This window comes from Nitrincola tapanii (genome assembly GCF_008368715.1).
Lineage (GTDB): Bacteria > Pseudomonadota > Gammaproteobacteria > Pseudomonadales > Balneatricaceae > Nitrincola > Nitrincola tapanii.
In genome coordinates this window covers 239486-264036 of sequence record NZ_SMRS01000003.1, presented here as the reverse complement: position 1 = coordinate 264036, position 24551 = coordinate 239486, and the positions used below count along the sequence as shown (strand labels likewise).

Annotated in this window: 29 protein-coding genes, 3 tRNA genes and 1 riboswitch; of the genes, 21 read left to right on the top strand and 11 right to left on the bottom strand. The window is 50.1% G+C overall.

Annotation, left to right across the window (positions count from 1 at the left end; all coding sequences use genetic code 11):
• The 4 genes from tmk to E1H14_RS05580 are packed head-to-tail and all read left to right on the top strand — an operon-like array spanning position 1 to position 2777.
• Complete coding sequence (gene tmk / locus E1H14_RS05595; protein ID WP_149390461.1) at positions 1 to 627, top strand: dTMP kinase; 627 nt, start codon at positions 1 to 3, stop codon at positions 625 to 627.
• Complete coding sequence (locus E1H14_RS05590) at positions 624 to 1616, top strand: DNA polymerase III subunit delta' (protein ID WP_149390460.1); 993 nt, start codon at positions 624 to 626, stop codon at positions 1614 to 1616. The genes tmk and E1H14_RS05590 overlap by 4 nt, the downstream gene beginning before the upstream one ends.
• Positions 1617 to 1635: 19 nt before the next feature.
• A complete protein-coding gene (locus tag E1H14_RS05585; protein WP_149390459.1) occupies positions 1636 to 1986 on the top strand; it encodes a PilZ domain-containing protein in 351 nt (116 codons plus the stop codon).
• A gap of 8 nt (positions 1987 to 1994) precedes the next feature.
• Positions 1995 to 2777, top strand: coding sequence for a TatD family hydrolase (locus E1H14_RS05580; protein WP_149390458.1), 783 nt, complete (start codon positions 1995 to 1997; stop codon positions 2775 to 2777).
• 14 nt (positions 2778 to 2791) lie between these two features.
• Here the strand turns inward: E1H14_RS05580 and E1H14_RS05575 are convergent, their stop codons facing one another.
• From E1H14_RS05575 to E1H14_RS05550, 6 genes are all read right to left on the bottom strand, one after another.
• Positions 2792 to 3343 carry a chemotaxis protein CheW gene (locus tag E1H14_RS05575; protein WP_149390457.1) on the bottom strand — a complete coding sequence of 184 codons (552 nt, stop codon included), beginning with the start codon at positions 3341 to 3343 and terminating at the stop codon, positions 2792 to 2794.
• A 109-nt stretch (positions 3344 to 3452) separates the two neighbouring features.
• Positions 3453 to 3779, bottom strand: coding sequence for a TusE/DsrC/DsvC family sulfur relay protein (locus E1H14_RS05570; protein WP_149390456.1), 327 nt, complete (start codon positions 3777 to 3779; stop codon positions 3453 to 3455).
• Positions 3779 to 4075 carry a sulfurtransferase complex subunit TusB gene (gene tusB, locus E1H14_RS05565; protein WP_149390455.1) on the bottom strand — a complete coding sequence of 99 codons (297 nt, stop codon included), beginning with the start codon at positions 4073 to 4075 and terminating at the stop codon, positions 3779 to 3781. The genes E1H14_RS05570 and tusB overlap by 1 nt, the downstream gene beginning before the upstream one ends.
• Entirely contained in the window at positions 4072 to 4431 is a 360-nt protein-coding gene (tusC, locus tag E1H14_RS05560) for a sulfurtransferase complex subunit TusC (RefSeq protein ID WP_149390454.1), read from the bottom strand. The genes tusB and tusC overlap by 4 nt, the downstream gene beginning before the upstream one ends.
• Positions 4431 to 4829 (bottom strand): sulfurtransferase complex subunit TusD, encoded by a 399-nt coding sequence (tusD, locus tag E1H14_RS05555; RefSeq protein ID WP_149390453.1) that lies wholly within the window; start codon positions 4827 to 4829, stop codon positions 4431 to 4433. The genes tusC and tusD overlap by 1 nt, the downstream gene beginning before the upstream one ends.
• Before the next feature lie 77 nt (positions 4830 to 4906).
• A complete protein-coding gene (locus tag E1H14_RS05550) occupies positions 4907 to 5587 on the bottom strand; it encodes a Bax inhibitor-1 family protein (protein WP_149390452.1) in 681 nt (226 codons plus the stop codon).
• Positions 5588 to 5744: 157 nt separating this feature from the next.
• On the opposite strand from E1H14_RS05550, the gene E1H14_RS05545 reads away from it, so the two are divergent.
• Together E1H14_RS05545 and mtnN are read left to right on the top strand one after the other, a co-directional pair.
• Positions 5745 to 6524 (top strand): pseudouridine synthase, encoded by a 780-nt coding sequence (locus E1H14_RS05545; protein ID WP_149390451.1) that lies wholly within the window; start codon positions 5745 to 5747, stop codon positions 6522 to 6524.
• Positions 6525 to 6617: 93 nt separating this feature from the next.
• Positions 6618 to 7400: a 5'-methylthioadenosine/S-adenosylhomocysteine nucleosidase gene (gene mtnN, locus E1H14_RS05540; RefSeq protein WP_149390450.1), complete on the top strand. Its 783-nt coding sequence runs from the start codon at positions 6618 to 6620 to the stop codon at positions 7398 to 7400.
• Here mtnN and E1H14_RS05535 read toward each other — a convergent pair.
• Positions 7385 to 7915 (bottom strand): TlpA family protein disulfide reductase, encoded by a 531-nt coding sequence (locus E1H14_RS05535; protein ID WP_149390449.1) that lies wholly within the window; start codon positions 7913 to 7915, stop codon positions 7385 to 7387. The genes mtnN and E1H14_RS05535 overlap by 16 nt on opposite strands.
• A gap of 93 nt (positions 7916 to 8008) precedes the next feature.
• On the opposite strand from E1H14_RS05535, the gene E1H14_RS05530 reads away from it, so the two are divergent.
• From E1H14_RS05530 to E1H14_RS05465, 15 genes are all read left to right on the top strand, one after another.
• Positions 8009 to 8881, top strand: coding sequence for an NAD(P)-dependent oxidoreductase (locus E1H14_RS05530; RefSeq protein WP_149390525.1), 873 nt, complete (start codon positions 8009 to 8011; stop codon positions 8879 to 8881).
• Between the two features lie 66 nt (positions 8882 to 8947).
• A complete protein-coding gene (locus tag E1H14_RS13150; RefSeq protein ID WP_200834042.1) occupies positions 8948 to 9091 on the top strand; it encodes a hypothetical protein in 144 nt (47 codons plus the stop codon).
• 148 nt (positions 9092 to 9239) lie between these two features.
• A complete protein-coding gene (locus E1H14_RS05525; protein ID WP_149390448.1) occupies positions 9240 to 9560 on the top strand; it encodes an excinuclease ABC subunit C in 321 nt (106 codons plus the stop codon).
• On the top strand, positions 9560 to 11389 hold the full coding sequence (gene uvrC, locus E1H14_RS05520) for an excinuclease ABC subunit UvrC (RefSeq protein ID WP_149390447.1): 1830 nt from the start codon (positions 9560 to 9562) through the stop codon (positions 11387 to 11389). The genes E1H14_RS05525 and uvrC overlap by 1 nt, the downstream gene beginning before the upstream one ends.
• A gap of 25 nt (positions 11390 to 11414) precedes the next feature.
• The gene (gene pgsA, locus E1H14_RS05515; RefSeq protein WP_149390524.1) at positions 11415 to 11963 is read left to right on the top strand and encodes a CDP-diacylglycerol--glycerol-3-phosphate 3-phosphatidyltransferase; all 549 of its coding nucleotides are present in this window, start codon (positions 11415 to 11417) and stop codon (positions 11961 to 11963) included.
• Between the two features lie 111 nt (positions 11964 to 12074).
• A tRNA-Gly gene (locus E1H14_RS05510) sits at positions 12075 to 12150 on the top strand.
• Between the two features lie 49 nt (positions 12151 to 12199).
• Positions 12200 to 12273 (top strand) — tRNA-Cys (locus E1H14_RS05505).
• A 75-nt stretch (positions 12274 to 12348) separates the two neighbouring features.
• A tRNA-Leu gene (locus E1H14_RS05500) sits at positions 12349 to 12436 on the top strand.
• A gap of 362 nt (positions 12437 to 12798) precedes the next feature.
• Positions 12799 to 12901: riboswitch (guanidine-I (ykkC/yxkD leader) on the top strand.
• A 61-nt stretch (positions 12902 to 12962) separates the two neighbouring features.
• Positions 12963 to 14012 (top strand): putative urea ABC transporter substrate-binding protein, encoded by a 1050-nt coding sequence (locus tag E1H14_RS05495; protein ID WP_149390446.1) that lies wholly within the window; start codon positions 12963 to 12965, stop codon positions 14010 to 14012.
• 43 nt (positions 14013 to 14055) lie between these two features.
• Positions 14056 to 14874 carry an ABC transporter permease gene (locus tag E1H14_RS05490; RefSeq protein ID WP_149390445.1) on the top strand — a complete coding sequence of 273 codons (819 nt, stop codon included), beginning with the start codon at positions 14056 to 14058 and terminating at the stop codon, positions 14872 to 14874.
• A complete protein-coding gene (locus E1H14_RS05485; RefSeq protein ID WP_149390444.1) occupies positions 14874 to 15668 on the top strand; it encodes an ABC transporter ATP-binding protein in 795 nt (264 codons plus the stop codon). The genes E1H14_RS05490 and E1H14_RS05485 overlap by 1 nt, the downstream gene beginning before the upstream one ends.
• Positions 15655 to 16371, top strand: coding sequence for an urea amidolyase associated protein UAAP1 (locus E1H14_RS05480; RefSeq protein WP_149390443.1), 717 nt, complete (start codon positions 15655 to 15657; stop codon positions 16369 to 16371). The genes E1H14_RS05485 and E1H14_RS05480 overlap by 14 nt, the downstream gene beginning before the upstream one ends.
• Positions 16372 to 16381: 10 nt before the next feature.
• Positions 16382 to 17020 (top strand): urea amidolyase associated protein UAAP2, encoded by a 639-nt coding sequence (locus tag E1H14_RS05475; RefSeq protein ID WP_149390442.1) that lies wholly within the window; start codon positions 16382 to 16384, stop codon positions 17018 to 17020.
• Positions 17021 to 17096: 76 nt separating this feature from the next.
• The gene (gene uca / locus E1H14_RS05470; RefSeq protein ID WP_149390441.1) at positions 17097 to 20750 is read left to right on the top strand and encodes an urea carboxylase; all 3654 of its coding nucleotides are present in this window, start codon (positions 17097 to 17099) and stop codon (positions 20748 to 20750) included.
• Positions 20751 to 20916: 166 nt separating this feature from the next.
• Positions 20917 to 21798: a DMT family transporter gene (locus tag E1H14_RS05465; RefSeq protein WP_235017391.1), complete on the top strand. Its 882-nt coding sequence runs from the start codon at positions 20917 to 20919 to the stop codon at positions 21796 to 21798.
• Positions 21799 to 21823: 25 nt separating this feature from the next.
• Here E1H14_RS05465 and E1H14_RS05460 read toward each other — a convergent pair whose 3' ends face one another.
• The 4 genes from E1H14_RS05460 to E1H14_RS05445 all read right to left on the bottom strand — a co-directional run bounded on the left by E1H14_RS05460 (position 21824) and on the right by E1H14_RS05445 (position 24497).
• Positions 21824 to 22231, bottom strand: a complete 408-nt coding sequence (locus tag E1H14_RS05460) for a SulA-like leucine-rich domain-containing protein (RefSeq protein ID WP_149390440.1) — start codon at positions 22229 to 22231, stop codon at positions 21824 to 21826.
• 133 nt (positions 22232 to 22364) lie between these two features.
• On the bottom strand, positions 22365 to 22931 hold the full coding sequence (efpL, locus tag E1H14_RS05455) for an elongation factor P-like protein EfpL (RefSeq protein ID WP_149390439.1): 567 nt from the start codon (positions 22929 to 22931) through the stop codon (positions 22365 to 22367).
• A 74-nt stretch (positions 22932 to 23005) separates the two neighbouring features.
• A complete protein-coding gene (locus tag E1H14_RS05450) occupies positions 23006 to 23458 on the bottom strand; it encodes a PaaI family thioesterase (RefSeq protein ID WP_235017390.1) in 453 nt (150 codons plus the stop codon).
• Positions 23459 to 23516: 58 nt separating this feature from the next.
• Positions 23517 to 24497 (bottom strand): hypothetical protein, encoded by a 981-nt coding sequence (locus E1H14_RS05445; RefSeq protein ID WP_149390438.1) that lies wholly within the window; start codon positions 24495 to 24497, stop codon positions 23517 to 23519.
• Positions 24498 to 24551 lie beyond the last annotated feature (54 nt).

Below are 24551 nucleotides of genomic sequence, written 5' to 3'. Positions count from 1 at the left end.
ATGTCTGGACGCTTTATCACTCTTGAAGGCAGTGAGGGAGTGGGTAAAAGTAGTAACTTGGCTTTTATCCATGACTTCTTGCAAGCTCGCGGCATTTCAGTCGTGCAAACACGTGAGCCAGGTGGTACTGAGTTAGCTGAGCAGATTCGCGAGCTCCTCTTAGCGCCGCGTCAGGAAAAGATGTCGCCTCAAGCGGAATTATTATTGGTGTTCGCAGCGCGCGCCCAACATCTGCAAGAGGTCATACGTCCGGCTTTAGCGCGTGGTGATTGGGTGTTATGTGATCGCTTTACCGATGCCACGTTTGCTTATCAAGGGGCGGGGCGGGGTATGGATCTGCAAGCCATTGCTTGGTTAGAGGATTGGGTGCAGGCCTCCTTACGTCCCGATTTAACCATTTTGCTAGATTTGCAGGTGGCACAAGGCTTGGCACGTGCGCAAGAACGTAGTCAACCGGATCGCTTTGAGCGAGAGGCGCAGTCTTTTTTTGAGGCGGTGCGCCAGGGATATCTGCAACGTGCAGCGGCTGAGCCTCAGCGCTTTGCTATCATCGATGCGGCTCCTGCCTTAATCAAGGTGCAGCAGCAGATACAAGATGTGTTGCAAGCCAGGCTGGGATTAGCATGAGCACAGCTCAAGTGTATCCTTGGGCGCAAGCGCTCTGGCAACGCTTGTTGCGCCAGCATGCTCAGCAGCGTCTGCCTCATGCTCTGCTCATGAGTGGACATGCCGGGATAGGTAAACTGGCGTTTGCCCAGGCTTTAGCGCAATACTTGCTTTGCCAACACCCGCATCAAGATACCCCTTGTGGGCAGTGCCGTAGCTGCCAACTTTTTGCTGCTGAGGGACATCCTGACTGTGTGCTACTCTTTCCCGAAGAAGCGGGTAAGGTGCTGAAGATCGACCAAATTCGCGAATTGACCGAGTTTTTGCATGCAACGGCGCAACAGGGTGGGTATCGCGTGGTGATTCTTGAGCCAGCGGAAGCGATGACTTTAGCGGCGGCTAACGCACTGCTTAAATCACTTGAAGAACCGGGTAATAACACCTTATTGGTGCTTGTGTCACATCAACCGGGGCAATTAATGCCTACAATTCGTAGCCGTTGTCAGCGCATCGATTTCCCTGCGCCGAGCCCACTCGAAGCCAACCAATGGTTACAAAGTCATTTAGGACTGACAGCACAGCGTGCTGAGCAACTCTTGAGTATCGCAGGCGGTGCACCCTTAAAAGCGCAGCGCTTGCAAGAAAGCCAAGCTTTACCCCTACGCGCCGAGCTCATGAAGGGGTTAGCCGATCTGTTAAAAGGCCGCTGCTCTGTGGTGGAATTAAGTGTTAAGTTACACAAAGAAGATCTGCTGCAGCTACTGGAGTGGTTGCAAAGCCTATTAGCCGATATTGCGCGCTTGCAGTTAGTGGGTGAGGCGGCACAATTAAGTAACCTTGATATGACAAAAATGTTGTCAGCCGTTGCGAAAAAGACGACAGTCGGTAAACTTTTCCAAGTGATCGATCATTTACAAATGGAGCGAATCAGTCTGATGGAGCGCTATAACCCGAATCGACAATTGTTGCTGGAAGGGATTTTTATGCGCTGGATCGATCTGGTGCGTTAACAGCGGGAGCTAAAAGGCTATGTCCATCGTACCTCGCATCAGTCATGGCATTTTATCGCTGGCGATTGAGAATAAAGAAGATTTATATAAGTCCTATATGCCATTCGTGAGCCATGGTGGCTTGTTCATTCCTACTACCCGACCTTATCAGTTAGGAGAAGAGGTTTTCATGCTGCTAACGGTCATGGATGAAGCTGAAAAGATACCTGTGACGGGCAAGGTGATTTGGGTGACACCTAAGGCGGCACAAGGAGGACGTGTTCCAGGTATAGGTATCCAGCTTACCAGTGAGGATGCACCGCTGGTGCGTAAAATTGAAAATTATCTGGCCGGTGCGCTCAATAGTGCGCGTCGTACCTATACCATTTGAGAGCGCATATGTTTATTGATTCTCACTGTCACCTTGATCGCATCGATTTAGCGCGTGAAGGGTGCAGTCTGGAAACCTTACTGCACCAGGCGCATGAGCAGTGCGTTGAACAGATGCTCTGCGTTTCGATCGACCTTGAGCAGTATCAGACGATGCAACAGGCCATTTCGGCCTATCCTCAGGTTTGGGCCTCAGCGGGTGTGCACCCCCTGCATGTGGATACGCATCCCTTTGATGAAGCGAAGCTTCGCGCCGCCGCTGCGTATCCGAATGTGGTGGCGTTAGGTGAAACCGGTTTGGATTATTATTACAGTCAAGATCATCTTGATGCTCAGCATGAAAGCTTTGCGGGACATCTGCGTCTTGCCGGTGAGTTGGGTTTACCGGTGATTGTGCATACCCGTGATGCTCGAGAAGACACGCTTAAATTAATTGCCGAACATGGCAATCTCGAGACTTCGGGTGTCTTGCATTGCTTCACGGAATCATTAGACATGGCACAGGCTGCCGTTGAGATGAACTATCGCATCTCCTTTTCCGGCATTATTACCTTTCGTAATGCCAGCGAGTTGCGCGAGGTCGTCAAGGCGATTCCATTACAGCACCTGCTGATAGAAACCGATTCTCCCTATCTGGCACCCGTGCCCTATCGTGGTAAGCAGAATCAGCCGGCTTATGTGGGCAAGGTGGCGGAGTGTATAGCTGAGCTCAAAGGGATAGGTGTGGAGGAAGTCGCTGAAGTCACACGCCAGAATTTTTACGATCTGTTTACCAAGGCTCAGCCTCGCTGAGCCTTCGATGGCCGTCAGAAGGTATATTCTTCATCCGAGACAGGCATGATGCTCAAGAGCATTTTGCTCAGATCCAGAAGAATAATCAGAATATTGTTGTGATAACACACACCCTGTACAAAGCGGCGAGTCGATTCATCTCCACTTAGATTCGGTGCACGATCAATACGGTTAGCTGGAAGATTGATGACTTCATCGACGCTATCCACCACCAGGCCAATCACTTCTTTATCATTCAGCTCCACAATAATGATGCGCGTGTCATCATCATAGGGGGCATCCGCCAAGCGGAAGAGGCGACGAGTATCTATTACCGTTACGACATTACCCCGCACATTGATGATGCCTAGGACGGAGTGATCGGCGCCGGGCACGGGTGTGATTTCCACGTAGCGCAGTACTTCCTTCACCTGCATGACATCTATGCCAAAGAGTTCATTATTGACGCGAAAAGTCGCCCATTGGTGATAGACAATCTCTTCTTCCTTGGCACGACGAGCCGCATCATCCTGACGTTTTTTTTGTTCGAGCATTCGGATCTGCTCAGCAGCGACTTCTAAACCCATTCTTGTTTCCTGTCGGCTAACATGCGGATGTAATTACTATAGACTAGTTTGCTTAACGCTGAGTATCCCACAGAGCTCAGCCAGTGAAAACCCTGAAAAGAAGCAAGGATTACAAACAATTATCGGGCTTGGGCAGGCCTGCTAAAAAAGCAGCGAGTTTAGCCGGACTGCCGGGGAAGAGTTGTAATAGATAAATACTACGTCCCTTGTCAGTACCGAGCTTCTGAGCGATCGCCTTGCAGAGTGGTCGCATGGCGGGAGAGTGCTGATACTCTTGATAAAAATCACGTAATAAATAGAGAATTTCCCAGTGAGCCGGGGTCAATGTCAGGCCTTTTTCTTCGGCCCAGGCTTGTGCTAAAGATTCAGACCAATCGGAGAGGTCTAAAAGATAACCTTCTGGATCTCGTGCAACCGAGGTAGAGGAAATGTTCATTAAAACCAGCTCACCACTTTGTTGTATTCCACACACAAGGCAACAAAACCCGCGTCATCGATTGGGATGACGGAGTCGGGAGCTTGGAGACCGCGCGCTTGCAGATCCGGTATCAACGCATAGACCTTAAGATGACGGATCTTCTCGAATGCCTGGGGACGTAACCAGTACACGCCATTTTCAAGTAAGAGTAGGGCATCTGTTGCCGCCATCGCCTGACAGCAGGTATGCATCAAAGCTTGTTCACGAGGTGAGGTGTTAAAGGTGTGGAGACTGCATGAGTTGGATGAGGTCATAGCGTAATTACACTTTCAAATTCTGCGATTAAGGCTTGTATCTCTTCACTCTGAAGCGGCTGCGCTGTGAGGCAGAGATCTTCGAGTTGTAAATCGTAGAAGCTCATCGCCTCTGCTTCGACGTAGATACGCTCAAGGTCATAGAGGGGTAAAGAAGCCTGAATCGCATTCAGATTTTTTTGTGCGATTGTTTGTGGCTGTTGTTGGCTTTTTAACTGTAAAACACCATCGCCGATCAAGAGCAGGGCCACTGGAAGTTCAAAGACAGAGGCTGTAAGTGCAATATCTAACAGATCACGAGCCGCTGAGCTGCCATAGGGTGCCGCTGAGCTGATCAGTAAGCAGGATTTCGCCATTACGCCCGTCCTCCAAAAGTCACTATGCGATCCGACACCAGCGTCGCTTCAATCAATTGACCTAAACCAGAAAGATCAAACTCTGCCGCCAGGGTCGCGGTGTGCTTGCCGTAGCGGTGCGCTTCTTCTTCACTGATCACGCCACGGCGGACACCCGCAGCAATACACACCACAAGGTCGATCTCATGAGCGCGAGCAAAAGCTTGCCAGGCATCGGGTAGATTGAGTTCGTCGGAGGGTGTACAGCTGCTATTCAGTGCCGTATAGACGCCGTCACGATAGAAAAATACACGGTGCAGTTGATGGCCGGAGCTGAGTAGGGCTTGAGCAAATCTCAGGGCCGTACTGGCCGCCTGTTGTTGCAAAGGCGAGGCCTGAATAATCAGGGAAAAGCGCATAAATCACCCTTTAGCAGACATAAAAAACCCCGCCATTCTAACCGAAGTGGCGGGGTGATCCGAGATGTGTCGTCAGATTAGTCGTTGCTCAGTACACCGACCAGGTGCAACAGATGGACGAACAGGTTGTAGATGCTCAGGTACAAGCCCACAGTAGCCATCACGTAATTGTCGTATTTACCGTTAACGATGTTGCTCGTGTCATACAGCAGAAATCCGGCCATCAGCAATACGACTAAGGCGGAGAAGGCTAGGTGCAGCGCCGGCATGTGAACCCCAAACAGAGGCAGAACCAGCAAAGCCACCATCGCAATCAGCATCACAATCGCACCCGTTGCCAGGAAGCCGCCCATGAAGCTGAAATCTTTTTTACTGCTCATGACATAAGCAGACAGACCGACAAAGGTAAAAGCCGTCATGCCCAGTGCGGTCATCACAATCTGTCCGCCGCCTTGCAGCGCCAGATAATGATTTAATAAAGGCCCCAAGCCAAAGCCTAAAAGGCCGGTAAAAGCAAAGGCCAGTGGTAAGGCGGCCGCAGTATTTTGCTTACGATTTAAGACAAAGAGTAGAACAAAACTGACCAGTACACTGCCGATATAAAATAAGAAGGGAGGATTGATCGCCATGGAGATGACGGCAGTAACGGTACTGAACGCCATGGTCATTGCCAACAACATGTAAGTGTTGCGAATCATCTTGTTTGTACGTAAGACCGATTCTTGAGCGGAATAGGCCAGATCCTGTGCTTTATCCATAGAGACCCTCATCGATTAATTATTCAACACAAAACATCATCCTGACTTCAGCGCTTGAGTTCAAGTCATTCCGAACTTTTTCGACTTAGGTTCGACTCTAGGAAGTCGAATAAATTCCACGTAAACTTCGCGAAATCTCGCATATAAGAGTCGAACTGTGACTGACACTACGCATTTTGTAGCGCCTGAGATCCTCTATCAGGACGAATATATACTAGCTTTACATAAACCCGCTGGGGTTTTGGTGCATCCGAGCTGGATCGCCCCCGCACGTACGCCCAACCTCGTTAGCTGGTTAAAGCAGCAGTATCCCGAAGATACCTTTCACACCCTCCATCGCCTCGATAGAGCCACTTCGGGCGTGATCGTTTTTGTTCGCAATAACAAAGAGCTCGCGCAAAAGATTCATACGTTATTCGAACAAAGAAAGGTGAAAAAGACCTACTGGTGTGTGGTGCGCGGTTGGATAGATGAAGCGGGAACCATTGACTACGCACTCAAACCTATTGCCGATAAGTATGCCGATCATCCTAAGGCGAATCCTGATAAAGAGCCGAAAGATGCGGTGACACATTATCGACGTTTAGCCTGCGTGGAACTTCCTATTCCAGTTGGGCGTTATCCTGTCGCGCGTTACTCCTTGGTGGAAGTGAAACCGGAAACTGGGCGCAAGCATCAAATACGCCGTCACATGAAGCATCTGCTGCACCCCCTAGTCGGAGATACTAAGCATGGAGAAGGGCGGCATAATCGTTTGTTTCGTGAACATTTTGCAATTCAGCGTTTATTGCTGATGGCAACCGAGATCAGCTTTGAGCATCCTGATAGCGGTCAAACGATGCACTTCAAAGCGCCTCTTGATGCGGAAGTTTGTCACTTATTGGTTCAATTGGGTTGGCAGCATCTGTTACCTCGGACTGAACATCCGGAAGTTTAAGAATTTACGCCACTCGCAACGCTATTCATTGCGAAACTGTGCTGCTCTGGTAGCATTAGCGCCTTTGATAATCTCTTGAATTAGTCACCGAGCATGAGCAATCCAACTACTTATATTAGTCCACTCGTGGAACGTTTAGCGTCACCCCAGCCTTTACGCATTGCCTTGATCGGTGCCATGGATCAGGAGATTGAGCTCCTGCGCACCTCTCTTGCTCAACTCAACTCCTTCACCCAGGCGGGTTATGATTTTCATGAAGGCGAGTTACACGGGGCGCAAGTGATGTTGTTGAAATCCGGCATCGGCAAGGTGAACGCCGCGATCGGCACTGCACTTTTGTTGAGCCAGTTTCAGCCGGATTGTGTCATCAATACAGGTTCGGCGGGCGGTACTGATCCCAGTTTGCAGGTGGGTGATTTAGTCATCTCGGATGAGGTCTTGCATCACGATGCCGACTTAACCATCTTTGGTTACCAGCCAGGACAGCTGCCTGGTATGCCTGCCACCTTTTCTTCCGACCCTTTGCTATCACAAGTGGCCGAGGAGTGCATTGCTCAGTTCTCTGGTATGCAGATGGTGCATGGTTTAATTGCAACAGGTGATAGTTTTATGAATCAGCCAGAGCGTGTGGCACATATTTGTCAGCTTTTTCCTGATTTAAAAGCAGTTGAAATGGAAGCGGCCGCCATTGCACAAACCTGCTTCCGTTTCCAAACCCCGTGTATTGTGATCCGTGCTTTGTCAGATGTTGCTGGGCGCGAGTCTAATATTTCGTTTAAAGAGTTTTTAGAAACCGCTGCGACGCATTCCGCACAGATGGTGAGTGCGATTGTTAAAGACTTGGTCCAGCGTCAAGCGACTCAGTCATCGCTCTGAGTCAGTAGCCTACGCAGTGGGGTGACGATCTCTGGCGCATCCCACTCCTTCTCGCCCAGAACACGTTCAACCAGTTTACCCTGACGATCGTAAATTAGGGTGCTGGGAAGGCCTCTGAGTCCCAGTTGACCAAAGCCTTTCCAATTTTCATCTAAACCCTGGGGGAGAGTGATGGGCTGCTCAAGATCCTGCAGAAAAGCAACGACCTGCTCTGGGCTCTCGCCCACATTAATCAAAATGACCTGAAACGCCTCCTCCTGCAACGTCTCTTGCAGGCGTTGAAATGAAGGCAGCTCTTTTACGCAAGGCGGACACCAGGTAGCCCAAAAGTTCACCACCAAGACTTGATCCGCATAGTCGGTAAACTGAAAAGTCTGGCCTTGCAGATCTTGAAAGGAGAGTGCTTGCGCTTCCTCTGGTGCCGGTTTGACTAGGCTGAGTGCCAGAGCATGAGAGCTGCCCCCTAATAACAATAGACCAATGAGTAGAGCGTTGAAGAACGAACGCGGGCGCATGAGCTGAACTCCTTTAAATCCTAGGGTGAGCACTTTAAGCTTATAAGCGAATTGTTAGCAACCGGATCTTGATTGCTCAAGCATGAGGTGGATATGGCGCAGGTAGGATTTATTGGATTAGGTACGATGGGATTCCCGATGGCTGGGCATTTGGCGGCAGCGGGACATAGGGTAAAGGTGTACAACCGCACCCCTCAGAAAGCAGCGGATTGGTTGGCTAAACACCCTGGTCATTTGGCACCGACCCCGGCTGAGGCCGCGCAGGGTGCAGAGTTTGTATGCATCTGTGTCGGAAATGATGACGATCTGCGCTCAGTTGTGTTGGGCAGTGAGGGCGTTTTAGCAGGGTTGAGCCAAGGCGGTCTCTTAATTGATCATACGACGGCATCGGCTCAGGTTGCGCGTGAGCTGTTCGCACAAGCCCAAGCGCAAGGCTGCGGTTTTTTGGATGCGCCCGTATCAGGCGGCCAGGCAGGGGCTGAGCAGGGAACGCTCAGTATCATGGTCGGCGGCGAAAAAGAAGATTTTGCACGTGCTGAAGCCTTAATGACGGCCTATGCGCGCTCACAGAAACACTTAGGTGCTTCAGGTGCCGGTCAATTGGCTAAGATGGTCAACCAGATTTGTATTGGCGGTCTTTTGCAAGGTCTGGCGGAAGCCGTGCATTTTGTAGAATGTGCCGGTTTAGAGGGCGAGGCGGTTTTTGATGTGATTCAACATGGCGCAGCGGGCTCTTGGCAGCTGACTCATCGGCATCAGAGTATGTTGGAAAAGCGCTTTGATTTTGGCTTTGCCGTGGATTGGATGCGTAAAGATTTAGGCCTAGTGTTAGAGGAGGCGCGTCGTAATGGTGCTTCTTTACCCATCACCGCACTGGTCGATCAGTTTTATGCTGACGTACAAGCTTTAGGTGGTGGGCGTTGGGATACCTCTAGCTTAGTAAAAAGGCTTGAGCCAAAGCGTTGATCCTCTATAATTTCACCATCTGCACGCTTTACCTTAATGATTATAAAACTCAGGAGAGTAAGTTCTATGCTGTCTATCGATAAATACAGTCTGATTTCTTTAGCCCCGAGCATTGCGGTGATTGCGGCCGTAGTGGTCATCACTATTTTGGGTGTGGGTTTTCTGAAAAAAGAGATCGCTAAAGACGCTGCGGCGGCTGAGCGCAAGTAAGCGGATCCCGTTGCAAACCCGAGTCGCTTAGGCGGCTCTTTTTCATTCTAGAGAATAGATAATTTTGCGGCTTTAACGGGTTCACTTTGTTCTCTAAAGCGCCTAAAGTGTTTATACATAACGTTAAATACTCATGAGTCTGCCCTTTATGCCAAGTCGTCACGCTTGTTTGAGCACCGATTCTTCCAGCAGCTTGGAGAGTCACCGCCACCCCCTCTTGTCAGACAATGATATCAACAACATCCTCGTCAACGGTGCACAAATCTCTTTGACCAAGCTTAAGCGTGCACGCTCGTTTAATGCGCGCATCTATTATTATGCTGAGATAGGTGTGTATCTGGAGGTGTCTCTATCGCGTGGAGCGGGCATCAACGATGCGACGCGTGAGCAGCTACAGCGTATTCATAACGAAGCAACACATTTGCATATGGACGCGAATAAAAAGCTGGCGCTTAAAACTTCAAACTGATGTCTAATCCGGCTTTCGACAGTCAGGCGTTCCTGGCGACCTTGAATAGTCGACCCGGCGTCTATCAGATGTACGACGCTCAGGATCGTATTCTCTATGTGGGAAAAGCACGCCATCTGAAAAATCGGTTGGCCAGCTATTTTCGCAGCAGCGGTTTGGGCACCAAAACACGCGCACTGGTTTCGCATATCAGGCGAATCGAAGTGACCGTGACACAGAGTGAAACGGAAGCGCTGTTACTTGAACAAAATCTGATCAAATCGCAAAAACCGCCTTACAATATTTTATTACGGGATGATAAGTCCTATCCCTATATATTTATCTCCTCCACCGATACCTATCCTGCGGTGCGTTTCCATCGTGGCGCTAAGCGTGAGGCCGGACGTTATTTTGGCCCCTTCCCAAGCGGTGGCGCTGTGCGGGAAAGCTTGAACCTTCTGCAAAAGCTGTTTCGTATTCGTCAATGTGAAGAGAGCTTTTTTCGCAATCGATCACGCCCCTGTTTGCAGCATCAAATTGATCGTTGTACAGCGCCCTGTGTGGAGTTGATTAGTCCAGAAGATTACCAGCGTGATTTACGTCATGCGCAGATGTTTTTGGAGGGTAAGAACCAGGGCGTGATTGAGGAGATCGCTACACAGATGGAGCAGGCCGCCAGTGCTCTGAACTTTGAAAAAGCCGCAGCGTTGCGTGATCAAATCCAAGCCCTGCGCCAGGTGCAAGAGCAGCAGTCCATCTCGGCAGACGGCGGAGAGGCGGATATTTTTGGCTGTGCGCTGGGGTCGGGACAAGCCTGTGTACATGCCTTATTCGTGCGCGGTGGGCGCATTATTGGAAGTCGGGTCTATTACCCCAAACTGGCACTCGATGAAGGGCAGGAATCTCTGTTATCCGCTTTTATTGCACAGTTTTATTTTGCCTCGGTGCGTGAGATTCCTCCTCATGTGATTTTGCCGCAAGGCTTAGAAGATCAAGAGTGTTTAGAGCAGGCCTTATCTGCCAAAGCGCATCGTAAAGTCCACCTGGCGCATCGAGTTCGCGGGGATAGAGCGGCATGGCAAAGATTGGCACAGACCAATGCTGAACAACAATTATCCAGCCATTTAGCGCAAGCGCAGCATCTCGCGGCGCGTTATCAGCAGTTACAGGCGCTGCTTGCACTGGAACAACCCATCCAGCGTATGGAGTGCTTTGATATCAGCCATAGCTCAGGTGAAGCAACGGTTGCCTCATGCGTGGTATTTGACGATAAAGGGCCGCTGAAATCAGACTATCGGCGCTTTAACATCGAAGGTATCACCCCCGGTGACGATTATGCCGCGATGGATCAAGCGCTCAAGCGGCGTTATCAGCGCTTGAAAAAAGGCGAGGGTAAATTACCCGATCTATTGATCATAGACGGAGGGAAGGGGCAGGTCAGTCAGGCTTTGCAAGTATTAGCGGAGCTGCAGGTGCAGAGCGTCCGTATTTTAGGTATCGCTAAGGGACCAACCCGCAAAGCGGGTTTTGAAGTCCTGATCGATCCTCAAACACAGGAAACGCGCGTTTTACAAGGGGATTCACCTGCCTTACATCTCTTACAACAAATTCGTGATGAAGCACATCGCTTTGCGATCACGGGCCATAGAGCGCGACGCGGCAAGCAACGCCAGCGTTCGGTCCTTGAAGATATCCCCGGTGTGGGCGCCAAACGTCGGCGAGAATTATTAAAGTATTTTGGCAGTGTCAAAGAGATAGAGAACGCAAGTGTTGAAGAAATTGCAAAAGTCTCTACCATAAGTCAGACACTTGCTCAGACGATTTGGGCAAGCTTGCATCCAGACAGCTGAATAGGACTTGCGCATGCTGTTTTCAATGAAACTTCCGAATCTGCTGACACTGGGGCGAATTCTATTAATTCCTGTGTTTGTACTGGTTTACTATTTACCTTTTAACTGGGCCTCTTGGGTCGCGGCAGCCGTCTTTGGGTTGGCCGCCTTAACCGATTGGTTTGATGGTTATCTTGCCCGCCGTTTGGATCAAAGTTCACCCTTTGGTGCTTTTTTAGACCCTGTGGCAGATAAGCTCATGGTGGCCACAGCACTCGTTGTGTTGGCTGAAAGTTATGCAACACCGCTGCTCACCATTGCAGCAGCCATCATCATAGGGCGCGAAATTGTGATTTCCGCACTGCGCGAGTGGATGGCCGAGATTGGAGCGCGCGCTCAAGTTGCGGTTTCGATGGTCGGTAAAATCAAAACCACCCTGCAAATGATCGCAATCTTGATTTTGATCGCTTTGCCTGTCGGCCATTGGTTATCTTGGCTGGGCATGCTCACGCTCTATCTTGCAGCACTTTTGACACTCTGGTCGATGATTTTGTATCTGCGCGCGGCCTGGCCACATTTGAGCGATGATATTTAAGTCCTTAGGGTTGTTCAAAATTTGAACAGAAACAACTTGAAAAACAAAAACTTAAAAAAAGTATTGACCTGGTGAAAGGAATCCGTAGAATACGCACCACTTGATCGCGTTGCGGGAATAGCTCAGTTGGTAGAGCACGACCTTGCCAAGGTCGGGGTCGCGAGTTCGAGTCTCGTTTCCCGCTCCAAATCAGGCTGCATTTCAAGAAGATATGCAAAGATTTAAAAAGAGTTAAGGGCTGGATGGCAGAGTGGTCATGCAGCGGACTGCAACTCCGTGTACGCCGGTTCGATTCCGACTCCAGCCTCCATCTTTTTAAATCGCTACATGAACTGCTAATTCTGGAAGTGTGACAACCTGAATTGGTCTGCGGTTTTCAGCCCTTGCCTGGGTGGTGAAATCGGTAGACACAGGAGACTTAAAATCTCCCGGGCGAATAGCCCGTGCCGGTTCGAGTCCGGCCCTAGGCACCATTTACAGTTAAATCTCTGTCTAAGCAAAAGTTAAAGATTACTTTGCTTATGAACTGGGACAAAACTGTCTTTACATTATGTAAACTCAAACAATCTTTTATCCGATGATGTATGCCCCTTGCGGGTAGGTCGTCTCAGGGTCCGAGATGCTGGCACTGATTCCATCCTGTTGAAAAAATGCTTCTTTCTGACGCATTCTTAAGGCATCTGCACCTGTATTGTGCGATCTAGGTGCGAGCGGGCGGATCTTATCTGTGCAATACCTCCCTTATCGGTGTTGATAACGGTCTTTGATTAGATTGGCATATCGCTTGCTAGTGTTAGTTGTCCGTACTCCTGACATGACGTGACACAAAATTGATGAAATAGAGCGCTAGGGTTCCGACTGCCAATTGGCAGTGACTGGTCCGAGAGCACTCGACCTTTCAGTGAAAGGTTACACGGCGGGACAAAAGCCCGGGAGACTGAAGGCGTAATGCCGGGGGTACTCCGTGAGCAACCGACCGAACCGACTGAGAGGTGCGCTATGAAGCGACTTTCCCTTTTCTCTGTTTTACTCTTTTCCCTCCTTCTTTCTAGCCATGCGATGGCCCGTGATACCTTTAAGGTCTGCTGGTCGATTTATGTGGGTTGGATGCCTTGGGCCTATGCTGATGAAAAAGGTATCGTACAAAAATGGGCTGACAAATATGGCATAGAGATCGAAGTGGTACAGATCAATGACTATATCGAATCTATCAATCAATATACCGCCGGGGCATTTGATGCCTGCACCATGACCAACATGGATGCGCTGACCATTCCTGCCGCCGGTGGCGTTGACAGTACCGCCTTAATCGTAGGTGATTTCTCAAATGGCAATGATGGTGTGGTGCTGAAAGGGAAAAAAGCCCTAAGCGACATTAAAGGCCAGCGCGTCAATTTAGTGGAGTTGAGCGTTTCTCACTATCTCTTGGCACGTGCGTTAGACAGCGTCGGCTTAACTGAACGTGATATACAAGTGGTCAACACGTCTGATGCGGATCTTGTCGCGGCCTTTGGCACATCGGGTGTGACTGCCGTTGCCACTTGGAACCCTCTGCTCAATGAAATAGTTTCTCTTCCTAATAGTTATAAAGTCTTTGATTCCTCACAGATTCCGGGTGAGATTATTGATCTATTGGTCATTAATACGGCCACTCTAGAGAAGCATCCTGAGTTAGGTAAAGCACTGACCGGTGCCTGGTATGAAGTGATGGAAATCATGAGTGCTGAGAGCGAAGCGGCTACAGTCGCCAAAACTTTGATGGCCGAAGCTTCGGGTACCGATTTAGCTGGGTACGAAGCACAATTAGCCAGCACTGAGATGTTCTACACCCCAGAGCAGGCGTTAAATCTCACACACAGTCCCACCTTAATGACAACCATGCAGTACGTGGCGGAGTTTTCCTTCGAACATGGTCTGCTGGGTGAGGGGGCCCCGGACGCCGGATTTATCGGCATCGAAACACCCAGCGGTCTTTATGGCAATCCACAAAATGTGCAGCTGCGTTTTAATCCGAGCTTCATGCAGATGGCGATGGATGGTCAGCTCTAAACATCATGCTGGAGCAGGGACGCTCTTTGTTTAAGGATGCCGTATGAAACGTCTGATCAATCAAACGCCGACACCGGGCTTGCGTCTAGCTTTAGGGATCTTACCCTTTGTGCTACTGCTCTTGGTTTACCTCCTGGCATCGGATGCACGTTTGGCCGAAAACCCGAACGATAAACTTTTGCCTAGCTTTAGTCAGATTGGGGATGCGATTCAACGCATGGCTTTTGAGCCGAACCGACGTACCGGTGAATACCAACTCTGGGCCGATACCGCGAGCAGCTTAACTCGCTTGGGGTTAGGAGTGCTCTTGGCTGCAAGCTTGGGCTTGATTTTGGGTTTATCGACGGGTGCGCTGCCGATGGTTTCGGCACTGACCAGCCCTTTGTTGACGGTGGTTTCCCTGATTCCGCCCTTAGCCATCCTGCCCATTCTGTTTATCGTGTTTGGGTTAGGTGAACCGGCTAAGGTGGCGTTAATTGCGCTCGGAATTACCCCTTTTATTGCGCGTGATCTTCAGCGCCGTACCCTTGAAATACCGATGGAACAGTTGGTGAAAGCTCAAACCCTGGGCGCGAATACCAGCCAGATCATCTGCCGAGTGCTGCTGCCACAGCTGCTGCCACGCTTAATCGATTCTGTTCGCCTTTCGCTAGGTGCAGGTTGGTTATTCTTAATCGCGGCAGAAGCGATTGCCGCAACCGATGGTTTGGGATACCGCATCTTTTTGGTTCGTCGTTATATGTCGATGGACGTCATTCTGCCTTATGTAGCCTGGATCACTCTTTTGGCTTTTATGATTGATGCCGCCTTAGCGGGGCTTAGCCGTCGCCTGTTCCCTTGGCAGAATAAAGGAGGCCATTGATGCTTGAAGCACGCAATTTATGGAAGCGTTATGGCGATAAGGTCGTTCTGGAACAGATCAATCTAAAAGTGAAAGAGGGTGAGTTCATCACACTCGTAGGGGCATCCGGCTGTGGTAAAAGCACGTTCTTAAAGATGCTGCTTGGCACAGAAACGCTGAGCAGCGGTGAGTTATTGCTGGATGGTCAGCCGATACCTGCAGAACCCGGTGCCGACCGTGGCATCGTGTTCCAACAATACTCAGTCTTCCCACACATGACAGTGTTGCAGAATGTGATGGCGGCTAAGGGCTTTCAGCGTCCAGGTCTGACGGGCTGGTTGTTTGGGGCAGCCAAGCGGCAGGCACGGGATGAAGCCATGGTGATGCTAAGGGAGGTCGGGCTGGAAAATGCACACTCACTCTATCCTGCCGAGCTTTCAGGTGGCATGCGTCAACGCTTAGCGATTGCCCAGGCTCTGTTAGGTAAGCCGCGGATTCTGTTGTTGGATGAACCCTTCGGTGCGCTCGATCCGGGTATCCGGGCGGATATGCACGAGCTGGTATTGCGCTTGTGGCGCGAACATCAACTGACGGTCTTTATGGTGACACATGATCTGAAAGAGGGATTTTATCTTGGCACCCGATTATGGGTATTTGATAAAACTCGCCATGACCCTCAAGCACCTCACGCCTATGGCGCGAGCATTACCTATGATCTAGCGGTCGGCAATACGGATCATCGCACCTTTGAAAAAATCGATCAGTCTGTGACCTTAACTGAAAAAGAAACGGACAAACTTTATGAAATCAATTGAATACACCACGGATATCATCGCGGGTGGACATTGGTCCCTGAGAATGAATCGCGGTACGGTTATGCGCCTGACGGATCTTCAGGGAGGCGCAAACCTTGGCATGCTGTTTTATAACCCAGAAAACCTATTTGAACGCTACAACGCGCCCGATACTTTGAAGTGCCAGCACACCTTTAAGCTGTCACGTGGCCATTGCCTGTATTCAGACATGGGGCGCATTTTTGCTTCGATTATTGAGGATTCTTTAGGTTGGCACGACACCACCTTTGGAAATAGTCACGCCGAGAGTGTGGCAGCACGCTGGGGGCAGCGTGACTATCAACAGGATCGTAATGCGTGGCATCAAAATGGCCAGGATGCCTTTTTGGTTGAGCTGGCAAAATATGGTCTGAATCGTGCGGATCTTGCCGCCAATATAAATTGGTTCAGCAAGGTCATCAGTGATGAAGCCGGAGAGATCACCTGGTGTGCCGAACACAGCCCAGCTGGGAGTCAGGTCACATTGCGCTTTGAAATGGACACGCTCGTGATTTTACACACCTGTCCTCATCCGCTGAACACAGCAGAGGAATATCCGATGCGTCCAGTTCGCATTGAACTAGGTCTGGCCGATCCGGTGACCGATGCCGATGAGTGCCTAAACTTTTGTTCCGAAAATCGTCGGGGTTTTCAGAATAACGCGCTCTATTACCTCGGACGTTGAGGAGTTGAAGATGATCACGACCAGTACACGCTTAGCTGAAGCAGCATTGTCACGCCACCAGATCGCTGCAGGCGATTATTTTATTGGCCGAATAGAATGTGGCCAAACGTTACGCCTGGTGGATCTTGAAGGGAATCAAGCCGCCGATACCCTCTTTTACAACGCCGAAGACCCAAGCGAGCGTTACAGCGCAATGGATACTCTGCGCGAACAGGGCAATATCTATCTCACCTCAGGGTCAGTATTGAGGTCCAATTTGAATCGCCCCATGCTGGAAATTGTGGCGGATACCTGTGGCCGTCATGACACCCTAGGAGGCGCTTGCGCCACAGAGAGTAATACCGTGCGTTATGACCTCGAAAAGCGTTGTATGCATGCTTGCCGTGATAGCTGGATGCTGGCGATCACTGAGCACCCCGAGTATGGCATTCAAAAACGCGACATTAGTCATAATGTGAATTTTTTTATGAATGTGCCTGTGACACAAGACGGTGGACTCAGTTTTGCCGACGGTATTTCAGCGGCAGGAAAATATGTAGAAATGACGGCAAAAATGGATTTGGTGGTACTTGTCTCCAACTGCCCACAACTGAACAATCCATGCAATGGCTATAACCCGACACCGGTTGAGCTACTGATCTGGAATTAATCACCGCGTAAACCCTCTTCAGTGGACGGCCACTGTCGTACTTCATCTGCCGGGACGACCCGCGCCAGGATCATTTATGTTCGATAAAGTTCTGATTGCTAACCGAGGTGCCATCGCTACACGGATTATGCGGACGCTGAAACGCTTAGGGATCGCTTCGGTCGCAGTGTATGCCGAATCAGATACCGAAAGTTTACATGTCAAACAGGCGGATGAAGCCTATTGCCTAGGTGAGGGCGGTGCGGCCGATACCTACTTGAATATGGAGCGGATTTTACAGATCGCGGAACAATCCGGTGCTCAAGCCATTCATCCGGGGTATGGTTTTTTAAGTGAAAATGCGCTGTTTGTTGAGCGTTGTGCCGCTGCTGGGGTGGTTTTTATTGGGCCGACCTCTGCACAGATGCTGGAGTTTGGCTTAAAGCATCGAGCACGTGAACTCGCAGAGCAAGCAGGGGTGCCTCTGCTACCGGGCTCGGCACTCCTCACCGATCTTGCCCGTGCATTAGTGGCCGCAGAAGCGATTGGTTATCCCGTCATGTTAAAAAGTACGGCGGGCGGCGGTGGCATTGGTATGCAGCTTTGTGAGGATGCGCAGGCCTTAGAAAGCGCGTTTGAATCGGTGAAGCGCCTAGGTGCGAATAACTTTGCCAATGATGGTGTTTTCTTAGAAAAATTCATCGCTCGGGCGCGTCATATTGAAGTGCAAGTGATTGGGGATGGCCAGGGTCAGGCTTTGGCTTTAGGAGAGCGTGATTGCTCCAGCCAACGTCGTAATCAGAAAGTCATTGAGGAGTGTCCAGCACCTCACTTGACGGATGAGCTGCGTCAAGCGCTGTATCAAACTGCCGAGCGCTTGCTGGCAAGTGTGCAGTATCGGAACGCCGGAACAGTCGAGTTTATCTATGATGATTCGACACAAGCTTTTTACTTTTTAGAAGTGAATACGCGCCTGCAGGTAGAGCATGGTGTCACAGAAGAGGTTTACGGAATTGATCTTGTGCAGTGGATGCTCGAAATCGCGGCGGGCCAATCACCTGATTTACAGGCTGTGCGTCAAACGCTCAACGCACAAGGTCATGCTATTCAAGTACGGGTCTATGCGGAAGATCCCGGACGTGGCTTTCAACCCTCTGCCGGTTTACTCAGCCATGTTTTTTTCCCTGAAGAAGAGGGGGTGCGCATTGATCACTGGATCGAAACCGGGATTGAAGTGCCCCCTTTCTTTGACCCCATGTTAGCTAAAGTCATTGTCAAAGCAGACGATCGAGATCAGGCCATTTTAAAATTGCAGCAGGTTTTATCATGCATTCAACTTTATGGCAGCGAAACCAATTTAGAGTATTTACGTCAGTTAAGTGCGGATCAAACCTTTTTGGCGGGCAAGGTCACGACACGTTATTTAAATAGTGTTGATTTCCAACCCGCACGTGTTGAGGTGATTCAGGGTGGAACTCAAACGACTCTGCAAGATTTTCCAGGTCGTCAGGGTTATTGGAATGTCGGCGTGCCCCCTTCGGGTGCCTTTGATTCCTATTCATTAAGGCTGGCGAACCGCGTACTGGATAATCCAGTCGATGCCGCCGTGCTGGAGATCACCCTGCAGGGACCCATTTTGAAGTTTGCGCAAACGACCCAGATTGTAATTAGCGGGGCTGAGATTGACGCCCAATTAGACAATCATCCCGTACCACTCTGGCAGATAGTGCAGGTTGAAGCTGGGCAAACCCTGAGTCTGGGCCGCATTCGTCATGCCGGTGCACGAGCCTATTTGGCTGTGCGGGGTGGATTTCAATGTCCGGAATATTTAGGCTCTAAATCTACCTTTACCCTTGGCCAATTTGGCGGTCATAACGGCCGTCCTCTACGTGCGGGGGATATGCTTAAACTCTTGCCTGTACAGCTACTTTCATCGAAGGCCAAAAAGACGGTGCCGGTCGAGCTCAGGCCAGAAATCAGCCATGACTGGCAGATTCGTGTCATCTATGGTCCTCATGGAGCGCCCGACTTTTTTACCGAAGAGGATATCCAGGCTTTTTTCGCAGCGGATTGGGAGGTGCACTATAACTCCAGCCGAACCGGCGTGCGCTTGATCGGCCCGAAACCCAATTGGGCACGACGCGATGGAGGGGAAGCGGGGCTGCATCCCTCTAACATTCATGACAATGCTTATGCGTTTGGAACGGTCGATTTTACCGGAGATATGCCGGTAATTCTGGGACCAGATGGCCCCTCCCTCGGCGGGTTTGTCTGTCCTGCGACCGTTATCACAGCCGATCTTTGGAAGATCGGCCAACTGCGTGCTGGAGATAAGCTCCGCTTTGTCGCCGTGGATTTGCCACAAGCCGTGGCACTAGAAGCGGCACAACAACAGCAAATTGCCCATTTGCAACCCCAGCCCTGTCCTTGGCAACCTATTACCATTACCAGCCCAATTCTAGCGCAGCTTCCCGCCTCGATCTTCGGTGATGAAATCACCTGTCGTCTTGCGGGAGATCACTTTTTGCTGGTTGAGTATGGCGCGCAAGAGTTGGATCTGCGCTTGCGTTTTCGTGCGCATGCTTTGATGCAGTGGTTAGAGCAGCATCCTTTACCGGGTTTGCGCGAATTGACCCCGGGGATTCGCTCACTGCAAATCCATTTTGACAGCCAGCAATTGAGCCATGATCGCCTACTGGCTCATATAGAAGAGGGTGAGCGCGAACTGGCCAATCAGCTTGCAGATTTGAAGGTGCCCTCACGGATTCTTTATTTACCTCTTTCTTGGGACGATGTGGCGTGCCAGTTAGCGATTGAAAAGTACACCCAGTCCGTGCGCCAAAATGCACCTTGGTGCCCAAGTAATCTAGAATTTATTCGACGTATCAATGGATTAGAATCGATTGATGAAGTCAAACATATTCTTTTTTCAGCCTCCTATTTAGTCATGGGTTTAGGGGATGTGTATTTAGGTGCCCCTGTGGCGACGCCGATCGATCCACGCCATCGATTGGTCACAACCAAATACAATCCAGCTCGAACCTGGACCGCCGAAAACTCAGTCGGAATCGGCGGTTCCTATCTTTGTGTCTATGGTATGGAGGGGCCGGGAGGGTATCAGTTTGTCGGACGAACTCTACAAATGTGGAACCGTTATCGTCGTACCCAAGCGTTTGAGCAACCTTGGTTGCTACGCTTTTTTGATCAGATCCGCTTTTATGAAGTGAGTCAGGATGAGTTGCAGAAGATTCGGCAAGATTTTCCACAAGGGCGTTATCCTTTACGGATTGAAGAGAGCCACTTCTCCCTCTCTGAATATCAGGCGTTTATCGATGCACATGCACAAGAAATTACCGACTTTACCTTGCAGCGCAATCGGGCATTTGATGAGGAGTTAGCGCGTTGGCATGCACAGGGGCAGTTTGATTATGTGGTCGAAGAGGTCATAAGTGAAACGATTGAGCAAGACTGGCCCGAAGACGCCTGTGTGCTAGACAGTCCGGTTTCCGGTAGTGTTTGGCAAGTCGAGGTGCAGATGGGCGCGAGTGTTAAGGCAGGGCAGACATTGATGATTTTAGAATCGATGAAAATGGAGATTCCAATACACGCACCTGTCGATGGAGTCGTGAGTCAATTGCGCGTGACGGCAGGAGGGCGTATCCAGGCCGGGCAGGCGTTGCTTGTTTTGGAGGATGAGGCGGTACTGGCTCAGCGCTTTGCCAGCAAGCCTTCCACCCCGACTCAAGACTAATCAGTTCCTAGAGTTGCCGTTGCTTTGCATCGGCAATTCGCCTTTTGTTATGATTCCCCGCTCCTGAGTAGCAGCTCGTTTTCTGCAATCCACCTGCACACTCTCAACAGCGCGAGACAGGCTGCAAAACTGATAGAATGTCTTGCCTCTGCATTAAGGTTACGCTTTGATCCCTCTTTGGATTCCATTTACGATTTTTGCTGCCTTTATGCAGTCTTGGCGTAATGCGTTCCAGAAACGCTTAAGCCAGGAGGTCAGTACGGCGGGTGTCACGCTGGCGCGCTTTCTCTATGCGAGCCCTTTGGCGGCTCTCTATCTTTATCTACTGTATCGGTTTATTCCGGCACCTTCGCCGCCATTATCCTTTGATTTTGCACGTTTAATTCTTCTCGCTTCGTTGGCGCAGATTGCCGCCACCGCCTTGATGATTATGCTTTTTCGTCTCCGTAACTATGCGATAGGTGTGGGCTTGGCGAAGAGTGAGGCTGTGATTGCGGCCGGCCTTGGGGCTGTGTTTTTTAGTGCCCCTTTAAGCTGGGTGGCTTGGTCGGGTGTGCTAGTAGGTGCTTTAGCCGTTTGGTTATTGTCTAATCCGGGCCCCTTGCGATCCATTTCCTGGAAAACCCTGTTGATCGGCTTATCCAGTGGTTTGTGCTTTGCGCTGACGGTTTTGTGGGTGCGTGAAGCAAGCTTGATGCTCGGTTTGCCGTTTCTGATCAGTGCCGCTTGGGTGCTCTTGAGCGTCATTCTGACACAAACTCTGATCTTGCTGGCTTGGATCCTATTGCGAGAGCCACATACCCTGAAAGCTTTATGGTTCAGGCCTAAGCTTACCCTAGCCATCAGTTTTTTTAGCGCTTTGGGATCCGTCGGTTGGTTTACGGCGATGAGTTTAGAAAGTGTGGCACTGGTCAAAACACTTGGCCAGATTGAAGTGCTATTCACTTTATTAATCTCCGCCCAGTGGTTTCGCGAGCGTTTGAAACCACGGGACGTTTGGGGGATTGGCTTGATTGTGCTAGGTGCTTTGTTGGTGATCTTGGCTTAAAGCAGGATGCCGATATCTATATTGGTTAAAGAGCAAGCTCGATCTGCTCTTCCGTAACAGACCGGTCGGCATGCATCGCATGGCCCTGGGTGTTCATCAACATACATAGGGTTTCACCCTGGCGACAAGCCTCCTGCAGCCGCGACATCTGGTCAGGCTTCAAACGCTTGCCCGTCCAAGCGAGCACTAAGCTGCTGGTGCCCGCTCGGCAGGCCTGCTCAAGATACCTTTCTACTTCATATTTTCCTTGGCTTTGAATAACACGTAAGCGAGAGGGATCGATGCCGGCGTGTTTTAATTCTGCCTGAGATGGCAGGGAGGCCGGATTCATCAAGGTGATCCAGCGCTGGCTGTGGCTGGCTAAAGCCAGCATGGGTAATAACAAGCGATGATCGGTGGTAATGGATTCAACAGCGGTATGTGCAGTGTACATATCGACTACCTAACTGGTCATTTATACAGTACATGTATTTATATACAGTATTTAATCCCAGTGCAAGTTTTCTTTGTTTGATACTGTAAACAAAAACAGCGGCCAAGGCCGCTGTAGTCAAACTCGGGGTGTCTTAGGCACGCGACAGGAACTTACCTGTTTCGGTATTGATTTTGACCTTTTCACCCGCCTCAATATACTCAGGTACTTGCAGTTCAAGTCCGGTTGCACAGCGTGCCGGTTTAGTACGGCCTGTTGCGCTGGCTGCTTTCATACCGGGTACGGTTTCCAGAATCTCCATGACGACGGTGCTAGGTAGGTCTAAGGCAATCATATTCCCATCAACCAAAAGCGCCACGATCCCTTCCATACCGTCCATCAGATAGGGCAGCTGGGGTTCAATCATCTCGGCATTAATGGTGTATTGGCTGTAATCTTCAGCATCCATGAAGGTGTAAAGATCGTCTTCTTTATACAGATAAGAGACTTTACGTCTTTCGAGCTGAATATCTTTGAGCAGATCATCCCCAACAAAGGTTTCTTCATACTTACGCCCACCCGGAACCTGAGCAAAGCGCATTTTGTATAGGGTCGCCGCACCGCGTGCAGAAGGGCTTTTTACGTCAACGTTTTGTACGATGTAAAGGGAGCCATTGATTTCAACAACGTGGCCACGTTTCACTTCAGAAGCTTTTGGCATGATCGATTTACTCAAAGAAAAAGTTGCGCAAATTCTAGCTGAGGACGCGAGATCATTCGATAAAAATTTAAGGTTCAAACCCGAGCATTCGTCAGCTGAGGTGGGATCGAGTAGGTGGCAACCACATGCGCCAGACAAGCCTGCTCGCCCTCGCTGAAAAGGCGCACTTCACCAATCACGAGACGTTTGCCCAGCTTTAATAAAGAGGCTTCGGCCAAAAGGGGTCGGTCCGCAGAAGGTTTATTTAAAAAGTGGCAGGTGAAATCCGTGGTGACAGCCAGTGCAATCGGACCTAAGCGTGCCAAGATTGCAGCATAAAGCGCAACATCCGCTAGTGCCATTAAGGTTGGCCCTGAGACCGTCCTACCTGGGCGTAAATGCTTATCTTCTATCTGTAAACCTAGACAGCAGCAGGTTTCGTTGAGACTTAGGACTTCACCCTCGAATTGTGGAAACTCCCGGGCAAGAAAATCCTGCAAAGTGGGCAGATCCATGCGCAATGGGGAAGGATCAGTTTCACCAAACATCACTTTATCCTATGGGAATAAAAGTTCGGAGTTTAGCAGAACCTAAGGGAGAGTGCTTTCAGGAAGCTGGCGTTAGAGGGAAGGGCAGAAGCATCCCTTCATCTCCTAGATGACGCATCAAGAGGAACTCTTCGATAAAAGTTTGTGGATTTTTATGCGCGAGCAGTCGTGCGAAACCATGCTCATAGGCGTCACGCAAGAGATTGACTTGTAACAAACAAGGAGGGGCGCTAAAGCGGGCATCAGGGGCTTGTAGGTAGATATCCAGGGTTTGAATATCGGCCAGTTGGTTAAAGGTATAACCTGCCAAGCGAGTGACGCAACCATATACATAACGAGTGTAGAGTGAGGTTTTAGCTTCTGCGTCTAACCGAGAAAAAATATCCGACTTCAGTGCCGGTAATACCACGTGCATTCTGAGGCGGGCAGCTTTGGCATCGAGTGTAAAAAGGAGGTGTACAGGCGTTGGCCAATGCAATTGCTCCAGCGCTGTTTTTAGATGATCAGCTCTTTTTTGTGGGCTTTGGTTTGCTTCTTTGCGTTGCAAAGATTGAGCGCGGTAGACGCCTTCCTGAATAAAACGGCGATTCATCTCCCAAGCGCGCATTTGCAGCTCATACTCTTCACAGGCATCCTGAAAAGATTTTTGTGCGCGGACTAAAGCGCAACGCCAATGCCGACGATCTTTACGATAAATTTGTACCTTATCGAGATATTGGTTGAGCACGCAGCGACGGTATAAGGGCAGCCATTTTAACCAGGTGATAGGTTGGGGTTTGCTTGGGCGTAAGGGCGCCGGATAAATCGTAAAGGGATGGGGCGGATGAGGACGTGTTGCCTCTAAGTCTGCGGGTGTTTCGGAGTCGGCATCACGCTGAGGTGAAGGGGTGTCGAGAAATACATCACGCAGCTCTTGCGCAAAATCTAAGCGCGCATTGAGATCACCACGACAGATGACCTGGCGCGAATGCTGATCGGTTTCTGACCAATAGGCATTAAAACTGGTGAGAAAAAGTGATGGACTGAGCTGAAACGACATACTCGACACTCCATGTCACAAAATATAAAGAAGATCACGTCAGCAACGCAGACT

Coding starts and splice junctions, on each gene's coding strand:
- tmk (WP_149390461.1), top strand. CDS start 1: ATGTCTGGACGCTTTATCACTCTTGAAGGCAGTGAGGGAGTGGGTAAA.
- E1H14_RS05590 (WP_149390460.1), top strand. CDS start 624: ATGAGCACAGCTCAAGTGTATCCTTGGGCGCAAGCGCTCTGGCAACGC.
- E1H14_RS05585 (WP_149390459.1), top strand. CDS start 1,636: ATGTCCATCGTACCTCGCATCAGTCATGGCATTTTATCGCTGGCGATT.
- E1H14_RS05580 (WP_149390458.1), top strand. CDS start 1,995: ATGTTTATTGATTCTCACTGTCACCTTGATCGCATCGATTTAGCGCGT.
- E1H14_RS05575 (WP_149390457.1), bottom strand. CDS start 3,343: ATGGGTTTAGAAGTCGCTGCTGAGCAGATCCGAATGCTCGAACAAAAA.
- E1H14_RS05570 (WP_149390456.1), bottom strand. CDS start 3,779: ATGAACATTTCCTCTACCTCGGTTGCACGAGATCCAGAAGGTTATCTT.
- tusB (WP_149390455.1), bottom strand. CDS start 4,075: ATGACCTCATCCAACTCATGCAGTCTCCACACCTTTAACACCTCACCT.
- tusC (WP_149390454.1), bottom strand. CDS start 4,431: ATGGCGAAATCCTGCTTACTGATCAGCTCAGCGGCACCCTATGGCAGC.
- tusD (WP_149390453.1), bottom strand. CDS start 4,829: ATGCGCTTTTCCCTGATTATTCAGGCCTCGCCTTTGCAACAACAGGCG.
- E1H14_RS05550 (WP_149390452.1), bottom strand. CDS start 5,587: ATGGATAAAGCACAGGATCTGGCCTATTCCGCTCAAGAATCGGTCTTA.
- mtnN (WP_149390450.1), top strand. CDS start 6,618: ATGAGCAATCCAACTACTTATATTAGTCCACTCGTGGAACGTTTAGCG.
- E1H14_RS05535 (WP_149390449.1), bottom strand. CDS start 7,915: ATGCGCCCGCGTTCGTTCTTCAACGCTCTACTCATTGGTCTATTGTTA.
- E1H14_RS05530 (WP_149390525.1), top strand. CDS start 8,009: ATGGCGCAGGTAGGATTTATTGGATTAGGTACGATGGGATTCCCGATG.
- E1H14_RS13150 (WP_200834042.1), top strand. CDS start 8,948: ATGCTGTCTATCGATAAATACAGTCTGATTTCTTTAGCCCCGAGCATT.
- E1H14_RS05525 (WP_149390448.1), top strand. CDS start 9,240: ATGCCAAGTCGTCACGCTTGTTTGAGCACCGATTCTTCCAGCAGCTTG.
- uvrC (WP_149390447.1), top strand. CDS start 9,560: ATGTCTAATCCGGCTTTCGACAGTCAGGCGTTCCTGGCGACCTTGAAT.
- pgsA (WP_149390524.1), top strand. CDS start 11,415: ATGAAACTTCCGAATCTGCTGACACTGGGGCGAATTCTATTAATTCCT.
- E1H14_RS05495 (WP_149390446.1), top strand. CDS start 12,963: ATGAAGCGACTTTCCCTTTTCTCTGTTTTACTCTTTTCCCTCCTTCTT.
- E1H14_RS05490 (WP_149390445.1), top strand. CDS start 14,056: ATGAAACGTCTGATCAATCAAACGCCGACACCGGGCTTGCGTCTAGCT.
- E1H14_RS05485 (WP_149390444.1), top strand. CDS start 14,874: ATGCTTGAAGCACGCAATTTATGGAAGCGTTATGGCGATAAGGTCGTT.
- E1H14_RS05480 (WP_149390443.1), top strand. CDS start 15,655: ATGAAATCAATTGAATACACCACGGATATCATCGCGGGTGGACATTGG.
- E1H14_RS05475 (WP_149390442.1), top strand. CDS start 16,382: ATGATCACGACCAGTACACGCTTAGCTGAAGCAGCATTGTCACGCCAC.
- uca (WP_149390441.1), top strand. CDS start 17,097: ATGTTCGATAAAGTTCTGATTGCTAACCGAGGTGCCATCGCTACACGG.
- E1H14_RS05460 (WP_149390440.1), bottom strand. CDS start 22,231: ATGTACACTGCACATACCGCTGTTGAATCCATTACCACCGATCATCGC.
- efpL (WP_149390439.1), bottom strand. CDS start 22,931: ATGCCAAAAGCTTCTGAAGTGAAACGTGGCCACGTTGTTGAAATCAAT.
- E1H14_RS05450 (WP_235017390.1), bottom strand. CDS start 23,458: ATGTTTGGTGAAACTGATCCTTCCCCATTGCGCATGGATCTGCCCACT.
- E1H14_RS05445 (WP_149390438.1), bottom strand. CDS start 24,497: ATGTCGTTTCAGCTCAGTCCATCACTTTTTCTCACCAGTTTTAATGCC.